This is a genomic window from Nitratireductor lacus, assembly GCF_056431025.1.
The window spans coordinates 80,246-98,651 of the sequence record NZ_JBWKMB010000006.1; the positions used below are offsets into that span (position 1 = coordinate 80,246).

At 62.8% G+C, this 18,406-nt stretch carries 13 protein-coding genes; 5 read left to right on the top strand and 8 right to left on the bottom strand.

The genetic code is table 11. The features are described 5' to 3' along the window. Window positions 1–138 precede the first annotated feature (138 nt). Entirely contained in the window at window positions 139–1,101 is a 963-nt protein-coding gene (locus AC07E3_RS06805) for a GAF domain-containing protein (protein WP_336067299.1), read from the bottom strand. 258 nt (window positions 1,102–1,359) lie between these two features. Here AC07E3_RS06805 and AC07E3_RS06810 point away from each other — a divergent pair, with 258 nt between their 5' ends. Then, window positions 1,360–2,955: an FGGY-family carbohydrate kinase gene (locus AC07E3_RS06810; RefSeq protein ID WP_478360795.1), complete on the top strand. Its 1,596-nt coding sequence runs from the start codon at window positions 1,360–1,362 to the stop codon at window positions 2,953–2,955. A gap of 29 nt (window positions 2,956–2,984) precedes the next feature. Here AC07E3_RS06810 and AC07E3_RS06815 read toward each other — a convergent pair whose 3' ends face one another. The 6 genes from AC07E3_RS06815 to AC07E3_RS06840 all read right to left on the bottom strand — a co-directional run bounded on the left by AC07E3_RS06815 (window position 2,985) and on the right by AC07E3_RS06840 (window position 10,591). Continuing rightward, on the bottom strand, window positions 2,985–3,428 hold the full coding sequence (locus AC07E3_RS06815; protein ID WP_336067293.1) for a MarR family winged helix-turn-helix transcriptional regulator: 444 nt from the start codon (window positions 3,426–3,428) through the stop codon (window positions 2,985–2,987). A gap of 75 nt (window positions 3,429–3,503) precedes the next feature. Further along, complete coding sequence (fhuB, locus tag AC07E3_RS06820) at window positions 3,504–5,507, bottom strand: Fe(3+)-hydroxamate ABC transporter permease FhuB (RefSeq protein ID WP_478360797.1); 2,004 nt, start codon at window positions 5,505–5,507, stop codon at window positions 3,504–3,506. Next, window positions 5,494–6,393, bottom strand: a complete 900-nt coding sequence (locus AC07E3_RS06825; RefSeq protein ID WP_478360799.1) for an ABC transporter substrate-binding protein — start codon at window positions 6,391–6,393, stop codon at window positions 5,494–5,496. Before AC07E3_RS06825 ends, fhuB begins: the two co-directional genes overlap by 14 nt. Further along, window positions 6,390–7,181: an ABC transporter ATP-binding protein gene (locus tag AC07E3_RS06830; protein WP_478360801.1), complete on the bottom strand. Its 792-nt coding sequence runs from the start codon at window positions 7,179–7,181 to the stop codon at window positions 6,390–6,392. Before AC07E3_RS06830 ends, AC07E3_RS06825 begins: the two co-directional genes overlap by 4 nt. A 47-nt stretch (window positions 7,182–7,228) precedes the next feature. Further along, complete coding sequence (locus tag AC07E3_RS06835) at window positions 7,229–9,409, bottom strand: TonB-dependent siderophore receptor (protein ID WP_478360803.1); 2,181 nt, start codon at window positions 9,407–9,409, stop codon at window positions 7,229–7,231. A gap of 111 nt (window positions 9,410–9,520) precedes the next feature. Next, window positions 9,521–10,591, bottom strand: a complete 1,071-nt coding sequence (locus tag AC07E3_RS06840; RefSeq protein WP_478360805.1) for a siderophore-interacting protein — start codon at window positions 10,589–10,591, stop codon at window positions 9,521–9,523. Window positions 10,592–10,954: 363 nt separating this feature from the next. Between AC07E3_RS06840 and AC07E3_RS06845 the strand changes: the two genes are divergently transcribed. Then, a complete protein-coding gene (locus AC07E3_RS06845) occupies window positions 10,955–12,784 on the top strand; it encodes a cation:proton antiporter (protein WP_478360807.1) in 1,830 nt (609 codons plus the stop codon). Between the two features lie 5 nt (window positions 12,785–12,789). On the opposite strand, the gene AC07E3_RS06850 is transcribed toward AC07E3_RS06845, so the two are convergent. Next, entirely contained in the window at window positions 12,790–13,551 is a 762-nt protein-coding gene (locus tag AC07E3_RS06850) for a DeoR/GlpR family DNA-binding transcription regulator (RefSeq protein ID WP_223004800.1), read from the bottom strand. Between the two features lie 172 nt (window positions 13,552–13,723). Here AC07E3_RS06850 and AC07E3_RS06855 point away from each other — a divergent pair, with 172 nt between their 5' ends. Genes AC07E3_RS06855 through eutH form a run of 3 tightly spaced genes read left to right on the top strand, consistent with a single transcriptional unit; the run spans window position 13,724 to window position 18,383 of the window. Next, on the top strand, window positions 13,724–14,632 hold the full coding sequence (locus tag AC07E3_RS06855; RefSeq protein WP_336067275.1) for a phosphotransferase family protein: 909 nt from the start codon (window positions 13,724–13,726) through the stop codon (window positions 14,630–14,632). Then, on the top strand, window positions 14,632–17,091 hold the full coding sequence (locus AC07E3_RS06860; protein WP_478360809.1) for a GcvT family protein: 2,460 nt from the start codon (window positions 14,632–14,634) through the stop codon (window positions 17,089–17,091). The genes AC07E3_RS06855 and AC07E3_RS06860 overlap by 1 nt, the downstream gene beginning before the upstream one ends. 59 nt (window positions 17,092–17,150) lie before the next feature. Further along, window positions 17,151–18,383, top strand: a complete 1,233-nt coding sequence (gene eutH / locus AC07E3_RS06865; protein ID WP_478360811.1) for an ethanolamine utilization protein EutH — start codon at window positions 17,151–17,153, stop codon at window positions 18,381–18,383. The last annotated feature ends 23 nt before the right edge of the window (window positions 18,384–18,406 follow it).

Below are 18,406 nucleotides of genomic sequence, written 5' to 3' on the forward strand. Positions count from 1 at the left end.
GAATTCAGACCGCGTCATGCGGCATGAAGGGAAGGTTAGGCGCGGGTTTTCCGGTGCGGCAGAGGGGGAAGAGCGGGGGCATGCGTCACCTGTCTCAGAACTGCGACAGGTTGGGCGTAAAAAACGTCCCGGAAAGCCTCAATGGGTGCGGCCGACGCCGAGCCTGGCCATCTTGCGGTGCATCGTGGCGCGGGAAATGCCGAGCTGGCGGGCGGCCTCGGAAACATTGCCGCCGGCGCTGACAAGCGCGCGCTGGAGGGCGCTGCGCTCGGCCCCGGCAAGGCCGGGCGACGTGACTTGCGGGCCGCCCAGCACGTCGCATGCGGGTAGCGGATTGGCAAGCGGGCCAGCTGGGAGGCCCAGAAGCGCGCGGGCCGTGCGGGTTGCGCCGATCACCAGATCGTCGCTGTCGACCGCGATGAGGGCTGACGGATCTGCCGCTGGCAGGAGCATGATGCGCGCCTGAGGATAGGCGAGGCGAAACGCTTCCGCCTCGATGCGGCGGGCGGCGTCGCCGGCTGCGGTGGCGATGAGGCTGACGAAACCCTCTGTGAGGTCGGCCCGGCAGGAGGAAACGTCGAGCGCGCCCGCCAGATGGCCCTCATGATCGTAGACCGGCGCGGTGGTGCAGGAGAGAAGCGTGTTGCGGGAGTGGAAGTGCTGGTCGCGGTGGATTGTGAGCGTGCGGCGCTCCACAAGGCAGGTGCCGATGCCATTGGTGCCTTCGCTTTGCTCGCTCCAGACCGTGCCGGTCCACAGCCCCCACTGACGGAAGGTCTCGTCATCGCCCGGCGTACCGCGCCGCTCCATGAGGATGCCCTGCCGGTCGGCGAGAACCACACAGCAGCCGGAACTGCCGACAGCAAGGAAAAGCTGGTCGAGCGGGGTTTGCGCGGAGCGGAGAAGCGGTTCCAGCCGCGCGCGGGCGGCGGTCAGTTCCGCATCGGAAATGCGCTCGGGCCCCCGCCGCTCGGCCGGGTCGAGCCGGTGCAGCCGGCACGAACGCTGCCACGAAGCGACAAGCGCCGACTTGGCTGCGCGATCGGAGTCCACCGCCGCCAGAACCCTGTCAGCATGATATGACAGGCCACGTCCATCCATGGTTTTCCTCCCATGCCCCGCTGGCGTCCTCCACGCCGTTTCCCTTGCCGGGCCTGTTGGTGATCTTTTACGAAGTTTCTTTGCCGGAGCGGATCTGTCAATACGACCTTTGATGACGCCAGGTCTTGTTATCGGCTTTTCCGGTTACCCCTGGCGGTGTTTCCAGTGCGGAGAGTGCTTGGAACCTGAGGCATTTTTTGACAGGATGCGGCAACTGCCGGACCTCCTTGTCCGGGTGGGGAGGTCCAGAGAGAATTGATGCGTGATTTTGTGGTGGCGGTGGACGTGGGCACGGGCAGTGCCCGCGCTGGTGTTCTTGACCGTAAAGGCAGACTGTTAGGGCGGGCGGAGCATCCGATCCGGATGAACCAGCCGGCGGCTGATTTTGCCGAGCAGGATTCGGAACAAATCTGGAATGCGGTATGCACCTCGGTGCGCGCTGCGATGGAACGTGCGGGCGTCACGCCGCAAAGCGTTGCCGGTATCAGTTTCGATGCCACATGCTCCCTGGTGGTGCGTGGCCGCGATGGCGGACAGGTGAGTGTGTCGCCGGATGGAGAACCCCGCTGGGATACGGTGGTCTGGCTTGATCATCGTGCGCTGGCAGAAGCGGATGAATGCACGGAAACCGGCCATCGCGTACTTGATTATATCGGCGGCGTCATGTCGCCGGAGATGCAGACGCCCAAGCTGATGTGGCTGAAGCGCAATCTGCCCGCATGCTGGAACGCGGCCGGCCATTTTTTCGATCTGGCCGATTTCCTCACATGGAAGGCATCGGGTTCCCTCGCGCGCTCGCAATGCACACTGACCTGCAAATGGACCTACCTCGCCCATGAGGAACCGGGCTGGCAGGGCGATTTCTTTGAAACCGTCGGCATTCCGGACATGCCCGGGCGCGGGCAATTGCCCGAGCGCGCAAGCCCCATCGGCACCGACCTCGGGCCGCTCACCGCAGAGGCAGCCGACGCCCTCGGCCTGACGGAAGAGTGTCGCGTCGGTGCCGGGCTGATCGACGCCCATGGCGGGGCGCTTGGCGTGCTGGGCGGTTTTGCAGGCGAGCTCGAAAGCATCGACCGGCACATGGCGCTGATTGCCGGCACATCGAGCTGCGTCATGGCCTTTTCGCGCGAGGCGCGCCCGGTGCCCGGCGTCTGGGGGCCATATCTCGGCGCGGCGCTGCCCGGCTGCTGGCTTGGCGAGGGCGGCCAGTCCGTTTCAGGCGCGCTGCTTGATCACATCATTCGCTGGCATGCCGCCGGCGGCGAACCCAACGCGCAGGCCCACAGGCGCATCTGTGATCGCATCATGGAGATGCGCGCGGTCGAGGGGTACGAGCTCGCCGCCCGGCTGCATGTCCTGCCGGACTTTCACGGCAATCGCTCGCCACTGGCCGATCCCCACGCGGTTGGCGTCATATCGGGCCTGACGCTCGATGCCTCTTTCGACAGTCTTTGCCGTCTCTACTGGCGCACCGCCATCGCCATCGCCTTCGGTATCCGCCACATCCTCGATGCGCTCAACGAGCGGGGCTATGCGATCGACACGCTTCATGTCACGGGCGGGCACACGAAGAACCCGCTCCTGATGGAGCTCTACGCGGACGCTGCCGGCTGCACGGTGGTGGAGCCGGGAGCCGAAGACGCGATGCTTCTGGGAACCGGGATGGCGGCGGCCACGGCTGCCGGGCTTTACGACAGTCTGGGGGATGCCTGCGTGGCCATGGCCCGGAAAGGCAGGGCACGGAAACCGGACCCCGCCGCGCGGGAGCGTCTCGACCGGGATTATCGCGTCTTTCTGGAGATGCACCGGCAGCGCAGGGCGCTGGACGTGATTGCTGCGGGCGAGGCATGAAACCGGCGACCCGAGGTTTGGCGGGCTCCTTACTGAAGGTCCAGCTCCTTCGAGAGCAGTTCAATGCCCGCTGCCGCGGCGCGTCTGTCGGCGGGCTGGAGGCCCGATAGGAGCGCGGAAACGCGGCTGCGCCATTCGCCGCGCACCGCCTTCAGTATGTCGCTTCCTGTCTCGCTCAGGTGAAGCTCCGTCATGCGGGAATCGAGATTTGAGCGTCCGCGCCGGACATGTCCACTCGCGATCAGCCCTTCCAGACTGCGGCTGATCGTCGATTGAAACATGCCGGTCTCTTCGGTGATCGCTTTTACATTGCATCCCGGCCTGTCGAAAATCACGGCCATGATGATGACCTGCTGATTGCTCAGCCGGTGGGCGCGCGCCTCGGCCGGACGGTACTGCCCCAGTTTTATGGCGAGACGCTCGAGTGCAAGTGCGGTCTGCTTTTCGAGCGATTTGACGTCACGTTGATCCAACGGGCTCGCATCCTTATCCGTAAAGGTCAATCTCTACGCGATCTTGCCGTCGGTGGAAATCTCTTCAAGGATCGTTCAGGCAGCCGATTGGGCGCGGGTGTGTGGTTGCGCGCGTTTTCCGTGTTGCCACAGAATTATGCCAAGGATCAGTGCTCCCAGGAGAACCGATAGCAGGCCCGCCGGGAGCTCATACGGTTTGAAGATCTGGCGGCCGGTCCAGTCGGCCATGACGACCAGAATGGCGCCTGTCAGGGCGGCTCCGGGCAGTTGCACCCTTGTTCGGCGCAATCCGCAAAGGCGGGCAATGTGCGGCGCCGTCAGTCCGACGAAGCTGATCGGGCCCAGAAACAGGCAGGCGGATGCTGTCAGGAGTGCCGTTGCGAGGATGATGAAAAAACGCGCAGGACCCAGCGGCAGACCGAGCGAACGGCCCGCAGCGCCACCAAGCGTCAGAATATCAAGCCAGCGCAGCGTTGAAAGCGCGATGCCGGCGCCTGCCATCGCCATGATGGCGGGCAGGGCCAGATCACCCATGCCGACGCGATAGGTCGACCCCGACATGAAGGCCAGCACAGAATTGCCGCGCGGGTCGCCCGTTGCCAGAAACGTCAGCACAAGTGCGTCGGCAAAGGCGGTGATGGCAATACCGGCGAGAATGAGCCGGCGCGGTTCGAGATCGTGCCTGCGTGCATAGGCGAGGATTGTGAGGAGGATTGCCAGCGCTCCGAAAAGGGCGCCGGTCATCTGCATGGCGGCCGTGGCGGCAGGGAGCGCGATCATGACCACGATCACGCCCATGACGGCACCGGTGGAAACACCGATGATCTCCGGGCTTGCCATCGGGTTCGAAAGCAGGCGCTGGACCAGACAGCCGGCAAGGCCGAGCGCAGCGCCGGAAAGGGCTGCCGCGAACACGCGCGCGGCACGCCAGTCCATGATGGTTTCGAAGCTTATCGAGGGCAGGCCGAGCGCAATCAGGATCGCCAGCGCGAGGATCGTCGTGAGAAGGACAAGGAAGTAGCGTTCGGCGCGACCCGAAAGGCCGGCGGAAACGGGCAGGACTTCCCCGGCCGAGGATGCGCTGGCCGGCGGCAGGCGCTTCAGGAGGTAGAGCAGCAGCGGCGCTCCGAGAATCCCGGTCAGGGCGCCCGCGGGCAGAAAGCGGCCAAGGCCGCTCAGGCCGAACTGCATGCCCTGATCAACAAGGCCGAGAAGCAGTGCACCGACGAAGCCTGCCGTGAGCAGACGCGGGCCGATCCTGCGCATGCCCAGCATCGTTGCCAGATGCGGGCTTGCGAGACCGACAAAGGCGATCAGGCCGACCGTCGCCGTCACCGCCGATGCGAGAGAGATCGCAATCCCGAGAGCGAGAAAGCTGAACAGGCCGGTGGAAAGCCCGGAAGAACGCGCGCTCTCCCGCCCGAGCCCCATCAGCGCGAGAGGGCGGCTGAGAAGAAGGAGGGCGGCAGCGCCCAGCACCAGCCTTGGCAGGAGAAAATGCACGCCCTGCCAGTCATACTGGGTCAGATCGCCCGAGCCCCAGAGAAAGAGGCTGGTGAGATACTGGTTCTTGAGCAGCAAAAGGCAGGTGGTCACGGCCCCGGCCGTGAAACTCACGACCATGCCTGTCAGGACGAGGCTGACGGGATCGTCCATGCGCCGGCCCACGAGAAGGCTGACGAGCCCCCAGGCCAGAAAGGAGCCGGCCAGCGCGACAAGGAAAGGGTGGTCGGCGTGCAGTTCGGGGGCGACCAGAAGGGCCAAGGCCAGTGCAAGCTGCGCACCCGATGACACACCGAGCGTGGCCGGAGAGGCGAGCGGATTCTGGAGAATCTGCTGGAACACCGCACCGGCGATGCCAAGCCCCGCACCGGCGAGCAGGGCCACGGAAAGCCGGGGCAGATAGGCATACCAGTATTCGATGGAAACCGAGGGGTTCTCCGTCTGCCCGAAAATGAGCGCGGTGAGCGATTCTTCACCGCGGATTGCGGTCGTGTTCCCGGCGATGAAGAGGCCAAGCAGCACAAGGCTTGCCAGCGCCAGCAAAAGGGGAAGGGGGCGGCTCTTACGAATTGTCATTGCTGCAGTCCGGCAGGTCTGTTGCGGAAAGTTCCCGCGCGAAGGTGCGCGCTTCGGTCAGCCCGCCAAACGACCATACCGGCCGCATCATCGTGTATCGGCCCTTGCGGAGCGCGGGAATCTTTCCAAAAAGTCCCTTTGAAAGGAGGTCGTCCTCTGCCGCGAGCATCTGGCGAACCTCGACGGGAACGGGTGAAACGATGATGAGTTCATCGTCCGGGTGGTGGAGGAGCTCGGAGACCGGAACGGTGGCAAACCCCCAGAAATTTGTCGCTCCGGTCCAGCCATTGGAGAGGCCGGCTTCTTCCAGAACCCCGCCGTAAAGGCTCCCTTCACCGAAGACGCGAACGGTCCCGCCGCGAACGAAGTTGACGACGAGAAACCCGCAGGTTTTGCGTTGCGCCTCGGCTTTCTCCCGCAGGGTGGCAATTGCCCTGTCGGTGTCGGCGATAAGGGCCTCGGCCCCTTCGGGATTTTCTGCGAGATCGCCAAGCGCGCGTGTAACGCTGCGTGCATTGGCCAGCGGCGTCTTTTCCGGCGTGAAGATTGCAAAAGAGCGCACCGGAGCGATGCTTTCGAGGCGCTTTTCGATACTGGCGAACTGAGGCGATATGAGAATGAAATCGGGGTCTGCCTCTTCGAGCCGTTCCATGTCGGGTGCAAGGCGCAGTCCGAGATCGGGAGAGGAAGGGGCGGGCGCCGGGTCCTGAACCCAGTCGAGGAAGGCCGGTTTCTCCGGCACACCGCTGACATTGACCCCAATGCCGAGCAGCGTGGTGGCAAGACCCCAGTCGAGCGCGATGAGGCGTGGTTTGCCGGTTTCTCCGGCTGCGGCACCCATTGTCGCGGAAAGCGCCAGGGCCAGCGCGAGAACGATACGCCTCATGACGCGATATATCCCACTGGCCGGCCATCGGCCGGATGCGCGAACACCTCCATGGGGATATCGTAGAGATCCGTCAGAACCTTCGGTGTCATGATCTGCGAGGGCGCGTCGCTGGCGATCAGCCTGCCATCGCGCAGAGCCAGGATGCGGTCGCAGAACTGGGCGGCGATGTTCAGATCATGCACGATCAGCGCGACGCCAATGCCGCGCCTGTCAACGATGTCGCGCAGAAGGGCGAGAATGCGTGCCTGATGCGCCAGATCGAGCGCGGAGGTTGGTTCGTCGAGCAGCAGGAAGTGGCGCGCCTGCGCCAGCACCATTGCGATCCACGCGCGCTGGCGCTCACCGCCCGAAAGTGTACCCACCAGCCGGTTCTCGTGCTCGCGGCTGCCGGTTTCATCGAGTGCGGTATCGACCGCGTTCCGGTCTTCGGATGAGAGCTTGCGAAAGGGACCGTGCCAGGGATAGCGACCGAGCGCGACGAGTTCGCGCACGGTCTGGTGTTCGGCCGTCGGCAGGCTCTGCGGCAGATAGGCAACTTCGCGCGCAAAGGCGCGGCCGTTCCAGCCATTCGCATCGTCTCCGGCAAAGCGGACCTTGCCTGAGGTCGGCCGAAGGTGGCGGGCAAGGAGTTTCATCAGCGTGCTCTTGCCCGCGCCGTTGGGGCCGATGATGCCGTAGATGCGCCCGCAATTGAAAGAAGCGTTGAGACCGCTGAGAATGGCCCGGCCGTTTGGCCGGAATTCCAGATTTTCAACCTCAAATCCCGTCAGACTGTGTGCATTCATCGGCATTCCATCAGCGTTTGGGTGAAAAGCGCGCGCCGGCGCGCCGGTCACCATTCAAAGGTCAGTTTGGCTTTCACATTGCGCCGGTCGCCGTAGTAACAGGCGTTCTGGCCGGCGCAGGCGGCGACATAGTGCTTGTCGAAGAGGTTGCTCACATTGAGCGACAGCTCGGTCCTGTCGAACCGGTAGCCGATGCTCGCATCCGCAACCACATGGTCAGGCACGGTCAGCGTGTTGGCGGCGTTGGCGTAGGATTTGCCCACATAGCGCACGCCCGCACCGACGCGCAGGCCCTCAAGTTGCCCGCCGAAACGATGGTTGACCCACAGCGAGGCCATCTGCTGCGGGACACCGATCGGCACCATGCCCTGATCGCCATTGTTGGAACGGGTGATCTCCAGATCGTAATTCGTGTAGGAGGCCACGATGTCCCAGCGTTCGGCGAGGTTTGCCTGCGCCTGCAGTTCGATGCCGCGCGATCGCACCTCGCCGGTCTGCACCTTGAAGTTCGGATTGGCCGGGTCGTTGGTCAGAACGTTTTCGCGCGTCAGGTCGAACCAGGCGGCAGTGAGGCGGAACCGGTCGAGCGGATCCTGATATTTAACGCCGACCTCATATTGCTCAGCCGTTTCCGGGTCGAACGGATTGCCGTTGATGTCGGTGCCGGACAGCGGGTCGAACGAGGTCGCATAGCTCGCATAGGGGCGCAGACCCGGCAGCACCTCATAGCTTGCACCGATGCGGCCGGTGAGCGCCGTGTCGTCGCGATCGGTGCGCGATCCCGTCAGATGGTTGTCAAACCGGCTCGATACCCAGTCGTGCCGCAGGCCCGCCGTCACATCGAGGCGGTCGGTCAGTGCAATCTGATCCTGTACGTAAAGGCCGATCCGGTGCGAGCGCGTGGTCGAATCCGTCGAGTAGGCGGGTCTTTGGACGTTGATCCCGTAAACGGGATTGAGAATGTCGATAATGTAAAAATTTCCGCTCGGATCGTCGCCATAGCCGGAGCGGTTGTCGAAGACCTCGTAGCGATAGTCCAGGCCGGCCAGAAGCTGGTGACTTACCGGGCCCGTGTCGAATGTTTTTTCGATGCGGTTGTCGGTCTGGAAGGCACCGATGCTGTCATCCGTGGCAAGCGCCTGGCGGGCGAGCAGATTGTCGGGGTAACCCGGCAGGTAGCTGCTCACGAGGCCTACGCCATAGAGCGTTTCGTATTCGGTTGAAATGTAGGAATAGCGCGAATCCTGCGAGAGTTTCAGGCCGTTCTCGAATTCGTGCTCGAACTCGTAGCCGAGCATCATCTGATTGCGGTCGTAACGGTCGAAATTCGTGTCGGCGCTGAAGAAGTCGGTCGGAATGCGCCCGAAGGAAGCCGGGCGCACGGTCGCGTCGTAGGGCAGAAAGCTCGTCACCGTGCCGGTGCGGTCCATCTGGAACTTGCCCATGATGGTGAGTTCGGTTCCCGCCTGCGGTTTGAAGGTTATGGAAGGGGCGAGATAGAGCCGGTTGTCGTCGACATGATCGACCTGCGTTTCGCCAAGGCGGCCGAGCGCAGTGAAGCGGGCATAGACCCCGTCATGGCCGGGCAGGGCGGCGTTGAGGTCGAGGGCGACCTCTCCTTTTTTTGGCCAGCCGCCCGCGACCGACGCGCGATAGAACGTGTCTTCCTGCGGGCGCTTGGAAATCAGATTGATGAGCCCGCCCGGGCTTCCCGCCCCGAACAGTGCGGAGCTCGGTCCGAGCAACACTTCCTGGCGCTCGAGGCCGTAGGGCTCAACGCGGAAATTGGCGAAAGCCTGCGAGCGCAGCTGCAGGCCGTCCAGATAGAGACCGCGGGCCTGGGCCGAGAACCCGCGCATGAAGAACCAGTCATAGCGCGTGTCGGCACCATACGCCTCGCTGCGGATGCCGGGCGTATAGCGCACCGCCGCGCCGACGCTGTCGGCACCCTGCATGTCCATCTGGTCGCGGGTGACGACCGAGATCGACTGCGGCACGCGGTCGATCGGCGTGTTCGTCTTGGTGGCTGTGGCGCTGTTATCTGCCACGAAACCGTCATCTGGCCCCACGGGTGAAGCGGACATGCTGTCACCCTCGACCACAAGACGCTCCAAAGTGGTGCTTTTCTCCGCACCGTCCTGTGCATGTGCAGTGAATATGGGCGCCGTTGACAAAAGCAGTGCTGCCGCCAGACGGCTGGTGGGTAAAGAGGAACTGGACCTGCGCATATCTGATCTCATCCGCGATTTTAAATAGCGGTGCTATATATTTTTACCTGATAATACGAGTCAACTTAAAACCGTTCCACCAGACGGTTTCCCTCTGCTTTCGGTTGCGGCTCAATGCACACCAGCCACACCACGCCGCCAGTAGGACACAACCAGATGCTGCGCATTCGGCAGCCGTAGCGATTTGCGCAGATGGCCGCGTATGGCCTTGAAGGCGGAGAACTCGCATCCGGCCCAGACAAAGAGGTCAGGGTCGTCTCCTTTGATGGGCAACGCCTTTGCCGCTTCTTCCAGAAGCGTCGTGCTGCCGGCTGCCCGGTCATCGCGCACCAGCCATTCGAGATCGAGTTCCGCGCGTGTCGCCAGGGGCTGGGTTTCGGACTGATTGGCAATCTCCACGCGAACGATCGCCTTCGTCTGGCTGGACAACCCCTCCAGAATGCGGGCAATTGCCGGCAGGGCGGTCTCGTCGCCCAGGAGCACCAGCCTGTGCGCCTCGGGCGCCTCACCGCCTCCGGGGCCCGTCATGCCGACAATGTCGCCCGGTTTCGCCTGCGCGGCCCAGCCAGCACCCGGATAGGCATCGCCTTCATGGAGGACCATATCGACATCGACATGCCCCCGGTCCACGTCGATTGCCCTGATCGTGTAGACGCGGGCGACTGGCCTGTTCTCGTCGTCGGGCCAGATCGCTTCACCGTTCTTTCCGATGCACGGCCATGAAGGGCTGGCGGTGCCGACGGGAGGAAACAGAAGCCGCATATGAAGGCCGCCACGTGCGAAACGGGCAAGGTTTTCCCCCGCAAGCCGGACCCGCTTCATGAATGGTGTCAGGTTTTCCGCGGAGACGACGCGCATTTCCCGAAAATAGGGAAGCAGCATGCCGGGTGTGTTGTCGCTCTGCCAGTCAAGATCGAGATCTTTGTCGAGGGATTGCAGGCGATGGGTGATTCCGAGCTGAAGATAGGCGAGGGACGTTCGGTCTTCGGCGTCAAGCAGGATGTCCATGTTGGAAGACTGCGGCTTTAGGGCGATGCGCCCGAGGGAATGCTGCAACTGCCATCCCGTCGTGGTTTCCTCCACCACCGCCCCTGCATCGCCTGCCGCGAGGGCCTCCAGCAACTGCTTTTCCGGATTGAATGGGAGGCGTAACTGTGCGCGGAACGAACCATGCGTGGTCATGAACACATCCTGCTTTTGAAAATTAATTGGAGTTTTATAGTCATATTAAATGACATTGCAACGGCTGGGTGCATCCTGACCGTGGCGAACGGAAAATTTGGCATCGTTCCACAGGGGCACAGACAAAAGTCTGTCGTGACGGGGTTGCAGCCGGACATATGATCTGCACCATAGGCCGGACAGTCGTCACCACCTGACCCCAGATGCGCAGGGCAATGTCCGGTGATCATCTGCTGATCTGCGCCGGAGAAGCCCATATCCGCAATTGATCCGCGACCGGAGCCGGAAGTTTGGTTATTGTCGCTGTGATGCTCACTGGCCGCCCGGCTGCCCCAATCTCTCTCGGATAAACGGATTTGCTCCATGCATGACATTGGATTGAAGATCGCGCTGATCGGCGTGATGGGCATGGGCGCGCAGTGGCTCGCCTGGCGGCTGCGTCTTCCGGCCATTGTGCTTCTGCTGCTCGCCGGCGTTCTCGCCGGGCCGGCCACCGGGTTCGTAAACCCGACCGAGGATTTCGGCGCCATCTACCGGCCGCTCGTCTCGCTTGCGGTCGCGATTATCCTGTTCGAGGGCGGGCTCACGCTCAATTTCAAGGAGATCAGTGAGACTTCGACGGCGGTGCGCCGCATTATCATCATCGGTGGCCCGATGGTCTGGGTGATGACCGCGCTTTCGGCACACTATATTGGCGGGCTTTCGTGGCCGACAGCCGTTGTGCTCGGCGCCATTCTGGTGGTGACTGGCCCTACCGTCATCACGCCGCTTCTGCGTCAGGCGCAGCTCGCCGCGCGGCCGGCCTCGCTGCTCAAATGGGAGGCCATCGTCAACGATCCGATCGGAGCGCTCTTTGCCGTTGTTGCGTTCGAGGTCATCCTCGTACTGATCGGGCAGCATCAGGGCGGGAGCCTCGCCTATGTGGTGGCGGCAGCTTTCGTCGTTGCGGTTGCCGGCGGTTATCTGGCGGCGCGGGCCATCCGCTGGGCGTTTGTGCGCGGTGTTGTGCCGGAATTCCTCAAGGCGCCGATCCTGCTTGCCACGGTGCTCCTGGCCTATGCACTGACCAATCTCGTGCTCGAGGAGGCGGGGCTCCTGACGGTCACGGTCATGGGCATCGTCCTGGCCAACACCCGCATTGCGAGCCTCGCCGAGATGCGGCGTTTCAAGGAAACGATCACGGTCTTCCTGGTCTCCGGGATATTCATCCTGCTCACGGCCTCGCTCACCGTCGACGACTTCCGTAGTCTCGACTGGCGCGCGGTGCTTTTTGTCGGATCGGTTCTCTTTATCGTGCGCCCGCTGGCGATCATGACCGCCACGGCCGGATCCGGCGCAACCCTTGCTGAGCGCACGCTTTCAAGCTGGATCGCGCCGCGTGGTGTCGTGGCCGTCGCCGTGTCGGGCCTGTTTGGCGGCGCCCTGGCAGATGCAGGGATCGCCGATGCAAACCGTATGGTGGCCTTCACCTTCGCCGTGGTTGTCACAACGATCGTGCTGCACGGTTTCACACTCGGTCCGCTGGCTTCGCTTCTGAACCTGAAAAGCGCTGACAAGCCCGGCCTCCTGATTGCCGGCGGGCCGAGATGGGCCATCGATCTGGCGCGCAAGCTGCGCGATATGGATGTGCCGGTCATGATCGCAGACCCGAACTGGAACCATATCGCGGAAGCGCGTCTTTCCGAAATACCCGTGTTCTACGGCGACATCCTCTCGGAAGAAGCGCATCACAGCATCGACCCGAAGCGGTTTTCGACGCTGATCGCCGTCACCGATAATGACGCATACAACTCGCTCGTCTGCACCGATTTCGCACCGGAACTTGGACGCTCGCACGTCTATCAGCTCGGACGCGGGGCGGATCAGTCGAAGCGCATGTCGCTCAACTTCACCCTCGGCGGACGTCCGCTTACCGAAGACGGCGTGGACTTCCGCACCCTGCGCGAACGGCACTGGCAGGGCTGGACCTTTCAGGCAACGAAGCTCAGCGATGAGTTCGACTACGATGCCTATCTGAAAAGCCGGGCCGAAGAGACGATTGTGCTTCTGTGGGTAAAACCCTCCGGCAAGATCGTTTTTGCCGCCGGTGCCGCGGGAACGCCATCTGTCGATGATCGCGTGGTCAGCTTCACGCCCGCAAGGGACCGGCGGGCCGCTTCCAGCAATGAAACCGCTTCACAGGAAAAGGCCTGAGCGCGTCATGTGTCGCTTGTCACCCTGATCTCGGCCTGGCGAAGCACATCGGCAAGGTCGGCCGGTGGCGGGCGGTCGACAATCAACTCATCGACCTCGGTGAGGGCGCACACCCGGACGAGCCCCTTCTGCCCGAACTTGGAAGCGTCGGTGACAACGACGCGGCGCCGACCGCGGGCAAGCACGGCATTGCCGAACTGCGCTTCCTCCAGATCGTAGTCCATAATGCCGGTAACCGCGTTCACGGCACCGGCGGAAATGATGGCGTGATCGACGCTGAAGCGGCTGATGAACTCGATGGCTGAAAAGCCCAGCGCCGAGCCGCTGTCGCTCCGCAGCTCCCCGCCTGCCATATAGACCTTGTTGCCGTTGACGGTCGCTAGCGTGCGGGCGATGTCGGATGAATTGGTCACCACGGTGAGTTGCCGGTGGTCGAGCAGCGCGCGCGCCAGAAGGCTTGTCGTGGTGCCCGTGTCGAGCATCACCGATTCCCCGTCGCGGATCGTCGCGGCGGCAAGCCGGGCAATGGTTTCCTTCGCCTCGCGGTTTTCCCGCATCCGGCGCTCAAACGGTGCTTCGTTGACGACGGAGGGCAGGGCGATCGCGCCGTGCATGCGCACGATTTCACCGCGTCCGGCGAGCGCTTTCACATCGCGCCGCACCGTTTCGACCGAAACGTCCAGATGCTGGGCGAGGTCGTTCACACCCATCGTGCCTTCCTTCGTGAGAAGGTCGAGGATCTGACCATGGCGCGGTGAATAGCTCATGTTTTCTCTCTGTGTGAGATGACCGTTTCTAACGTATTTTGACCGATTTAGCCTGAAAATGATTCCAGAAAATGAGAAAATCGGTCAAATAACCACATTTTTGTGTTGACTTCCCATTGGCTGACATCAATTCTTTCCGCAAAACAGGCGGCCAAAGGCTGCGGGAGGAGATATGGTGGACGCTCGGAATATCACCACCGCGCGCTCTGAACAGATCGCTGCCTTGCCGATCTGGAGCGGGGCTATCGACATCAAGCCGATGGTCGGCGGGATCAGCAACGAAAGCTGGCTCGTCACCGACAATAGGGGCGGGCATGTCGTCCGTTTCGGCAAGGATTACCCCTTTCACCACGTTCTCCGCGACCGTGAATTGATGACGGCGCGTGCTGCCGAAGAAGCGGCTCTCGCGCCTGCAGTCGAGCATGCGGAACCCGGCGTCATGGTCTGTCGGCACCTCAATGCCAAGACCTACGCCGAGGCCGATGTGCGCGCCAATATCGAGCGGGTGGCGCTCATCGTGCGCGCCTTTCATCGCAAGATGCCGCACCACGTTTCGGGGCCTGGCTTCATGTTCTGGCCTTTCCATGTGATCCGCGATTATGCGCGCACGCTGGAGAACGGCAAGAGCCGGATGGTGGAGCAATTGCCCGCCTATCTGGCGCTTGCCGACGAACTGGAAGCGGTGCAGGAGCCACTGCCCATCGTGTTCGGCCACAACGATCTCTTGCCGGCCAATCTCCTCGATGATGGCGAAAGGCTCTGGCTGATCGATTTCGAATATGCCGGGTTCTCGACGCCGATGTTCGACCTCGCGGGCCTTTCCTCCAATGCCAGCTTCTCCGACGAGGAGAGCGCGGCGCTGCTTGGCTATTATTTCGACCGCACGCCGGAGACACCGCTGCGCCGCTCAATGGCGGCAATGCAATGCGCGTCGCTTCTGCGGGAGGCCATGTGGAGCATGGTCTCCGAACTCTATCTCGATGCGCCCGGCACGGACTACGTCGCCTATACGCATGAGAACCTGTCGCGGCTGGAGGCTGCACTGGACACTTTCTATTCTCAATACGGACGCCTCTCCTGATGACCCAGCCTCTTCCTTCCCATGCCCAGATCGTTGTCATCGGTGGCGGTATCATCGGCTGCTCGACAGCCTATCACCTCGCCCGTGATCACAAGGCGGATGTCGTTCTCCTGGAACAGGGCAAGCTGACATCCGGCTCCACCTGGCATGCGGCCGGGCTGGTCGGGCAATTGCGGTCTTCGGCCTCAATCACGAAAGTGCTGAAATACTCGGTCGATCTCTACAAGCGACTGCATGAAGAAACCGGTCTTGAGACCGGCTGGAAGATGACGGGCTGCCTGCGGCTGGCGACGAATGAGGACCGCTGGACCGAATTTCGCCGGCTTGCCACAACAGCACGCAGTTTCGGCATGGACATGGAACTGGTCGGTCCCGAAGAGGTGAAGCGGATGTGGCCGCTGATGGACACGTCCGATCTTCTGGGTGCGTCATGGCTGCCGACCGACGGTCAGGCCAGCCCCTCCGACATCACCCAGTCGCTCGCCAAGGGCGCGCGCATGCATGGTGCGCGTCTCTTCGAGGGCGTGCGCGTGACCGGTTTCGAAATGGATGGCGACCGCATCACGGCGGTTGAGACCAATCGCGGGCGTATCGTCTGCGAGACGGTGGTGAACTGCGGCGGCCAGTGGGCGCGCCAGATCGGCGCGATGGCCGGCGTCTCGGTGCCACTGCAGCCGGTCAAGCACCAGTATATCGTGACCGAAAAGATCGACGGATTGACCTCCGACACGCCGACCGTGCGCGACCCCGACCGGCGCATCTACTTCAAGGAAGAGGTGGGCGGTCTGGTGATGGGCGGCTATGAGCCGAACCCGCAAAGCTGGGTGACCGGGCTGCCGGGGGGCGACGTGCCCAACGAGTTCGAGTTCCAGCTCTTCGACGATGATTTCGATCATTTCGAACAGCACATGACGCAGGCCATCGAGCGCGTGCCCGCCCTTGGCGAAGTGGGCGTTCGGCAGATGATCAACGGGCCGGAGAGCTTCACGCCCGACGGCAACTTCATTCTCGGACAGGCACCCGAATGCGCCAACATGTTTGTCGGCGCAGGCTTCAATGCTTTCGGCATCGCCGCTGGCGGCGGCGCGGGCTGGGTGCTTGCCGAATGGGCCGTGCGCGGCGAAGCTCCGCTCGACCTCTGGGTGGTCGATATTCGCCGCTTCTCGACGCTTCATGAAGACCGCAAATGGGTCGAGGGGCGCACGCTCGAAGCCTATGGCAAGCACTACACAGTGGCTTTCCCGCACGAGGAGTATGAAAGCGGCCGGCCGCGCATCGTTTCGCCCCTTTACGAACGTCTGAAAAAGCACCGCGCCGTGCTCGGCTCGAAGCTCGGCTGGGAGCGACCCAACTGGTTCGCGCCTGAAGGCATGGAGCCTCGTGACGACTATTCCATGGGCCGTCAGAACTGGTTCGGTCCGGTGGGCGAGGAGCATGCGCATGTGCGCGAGAAGGTCGGTGTGTTCGATCAGTCGTCCTTTGCCAAATATGAAATGACCGGACCCGATGCGGCGGATGCGCTTGAACGCATCTGTGCCAACCACGTGGCGAAGCCTGCCGGGCGCCTCACCTATACGCAGATCCTGAATTCGCGCGGTGGCATCGAATGCGATCTCACCGTGGCGCGCCTTGCCGATGACCGCTTCTACATCGTCACGGGCACCGGTTCGCGCACCCATGATTTCGGCTGGATCAGGGAACATCTTCCGGCGCGGGCGGACGCCCGGCTTGTCGACGTGACCGAGGATTTCGGAACACTCTCGCTGATGGGGCCGCGCGCGCGGGACGTGCTTTCGTCGGTGACGGATGCAGATGTGAGCAACGACGCCTTCCGCTTTGGCCGCGTGCAGGAGATCGAGATTGCCGGTCATAAGGTGCGCGCCATGCGCGTGACCTATGTGGGGGAGCTGGGCTGGGAACTGCATGTGCCCATCGAGGGGACCGGCGACGTTTTCGATGTGCTGATGGAGAAGGGTCGCGCCCATGACATCCGCCCGGTCGGCTATCGCGCCATTGAATCGCTGCGGCTTGAAAAGGGCTATCGCGCCTGGGGTTCGGACGTCACGCCGAATGACAACCCGTTCGAGGCGGGGCTCGGCTGGGCGGTGAAACTGCGCCGCGACACGCCTTTTATCGGCCGCGAGGCCTGTGAGATGGCGGCCGCCAATCCGCTGACAAAGCAACTGGCCTGCTTCACGACCGAGAACGCGGACGTGGTGTTGCTTGGCCGGGAAACGATCCTGCGCGATGGCGAGCCTGTCGGCTATCTGACCAGCGGTGGCTATGGCTACACGGTCGGGAAGCCCATCGGCTATGGCTATGTGCGCTCGGAAAACGGTGTCGACGACGCGTTTCTGGCATCGGGAAAGTACGAACTCATCGTGGCGAACGAACGCTTCGCCGCCACGCTTCATTTGGCGCCGCTCTACGATCCGCCGGGGGAACGCGTGAAGGGCTGATCGAAAAACCGGCGCACAAAGATGTCGGGGCGCATTTCGCACACTGGGAGGGAAGGCAAATGGCTTCAATCGGTACCTACGTCATCTACATCATCATGGCATGCGCGGTCGCCGGCGCAATCGCCTCGATCCGCAACCCGGAAACGGGGCTCGGCAAGGAGTTCATCGAGGGGCTTCATTCCATCGGCCCGATTTTCATACCCGTGGCCGGCATCATGGCCGCGATCCCCTATCTTTCGGAGTTTATCCGGGCGGTCGCCGGGCCGCTCTTTGCGATGATCGGGGCCGATCCATCCATCGCGGCAACGACGGTGATCGCCGTCGATATGGGCGGTTATCAACTTGCCGACGCGCTGGCACAGTCGCGCGATGCCTGGATGATGGCGACCGTCGTCGGTTACATGTCGGGCGCGACGATCATCTTCTCCATTCCGGTCGGGCTGGCAATGCTGGCAAAATCCGACCACAAATATATGGCGCTCGGCATCATGTCGGGCATCTTAAGCGTGCCGGTCGGCGTTTTCATCGCGTGTACGCTGATCGCCATGACGGGGCTCGACATCAGGCCCGATGTCTCCACGAGCTCGGAGGCGAGCTATCAGATTGCGCTGACAGTCGTCGACATTCTGCGCAATCTTCTGCCGCTGATCGTTTTCTGCGTCGCCATCGCCCTTGGCCTGCGCTTCGCGCCCGACGCCATGATCACCGGTTTCCTCTGGTTCGGTCGCATCATGTATGCCGGCATCACGCTGGTTCTTGTGGCTTCGATCGTGGAATATTTCACCGGCTTTTTCTCCACCGTGTTCGGCTCCTGGGGTTTTGATCCCATCATTGCCGATGAACAGGACCAGTTCCGCGCTCTGGAGATCGCCGGCTATATCGGCATCATGCTCGCCGGTGCGTTTCCGATGGTCTATCTCCTGACCAAATATCTGGCGGGGCCCATGCAGGTGATCGGCGCACGCATCGGCGTTTCACCGGAAGGTGCGGCGGGGCTTCTGGCGGCAAGCGCCAACATTCTCGCCATGTACCGCCTGGTCGGCCAGATGCAGCCGCGCGACAAGGTTCTGGCCATCGCATTTGCTGTATGCGCGGCATTCACCTTCGGCGATCATCTGGCATTTTCGGCCAATTTCCAGCCGACGATGATCCTGCCGCTGATGCTCGGCAAGCTGCTCGGCGGCGCGGCAGGTTTCATGCTGGCGGTATGGCTGTCGGTGCCGAAGGCGGAAGAGCTGGCCCTGCGTGAAGCCGGGGCGGCGGCGGAAGCGCGCCCGGTGCCCGCAGAATAGCAGTGGCTCGAAAACGTGTGCGG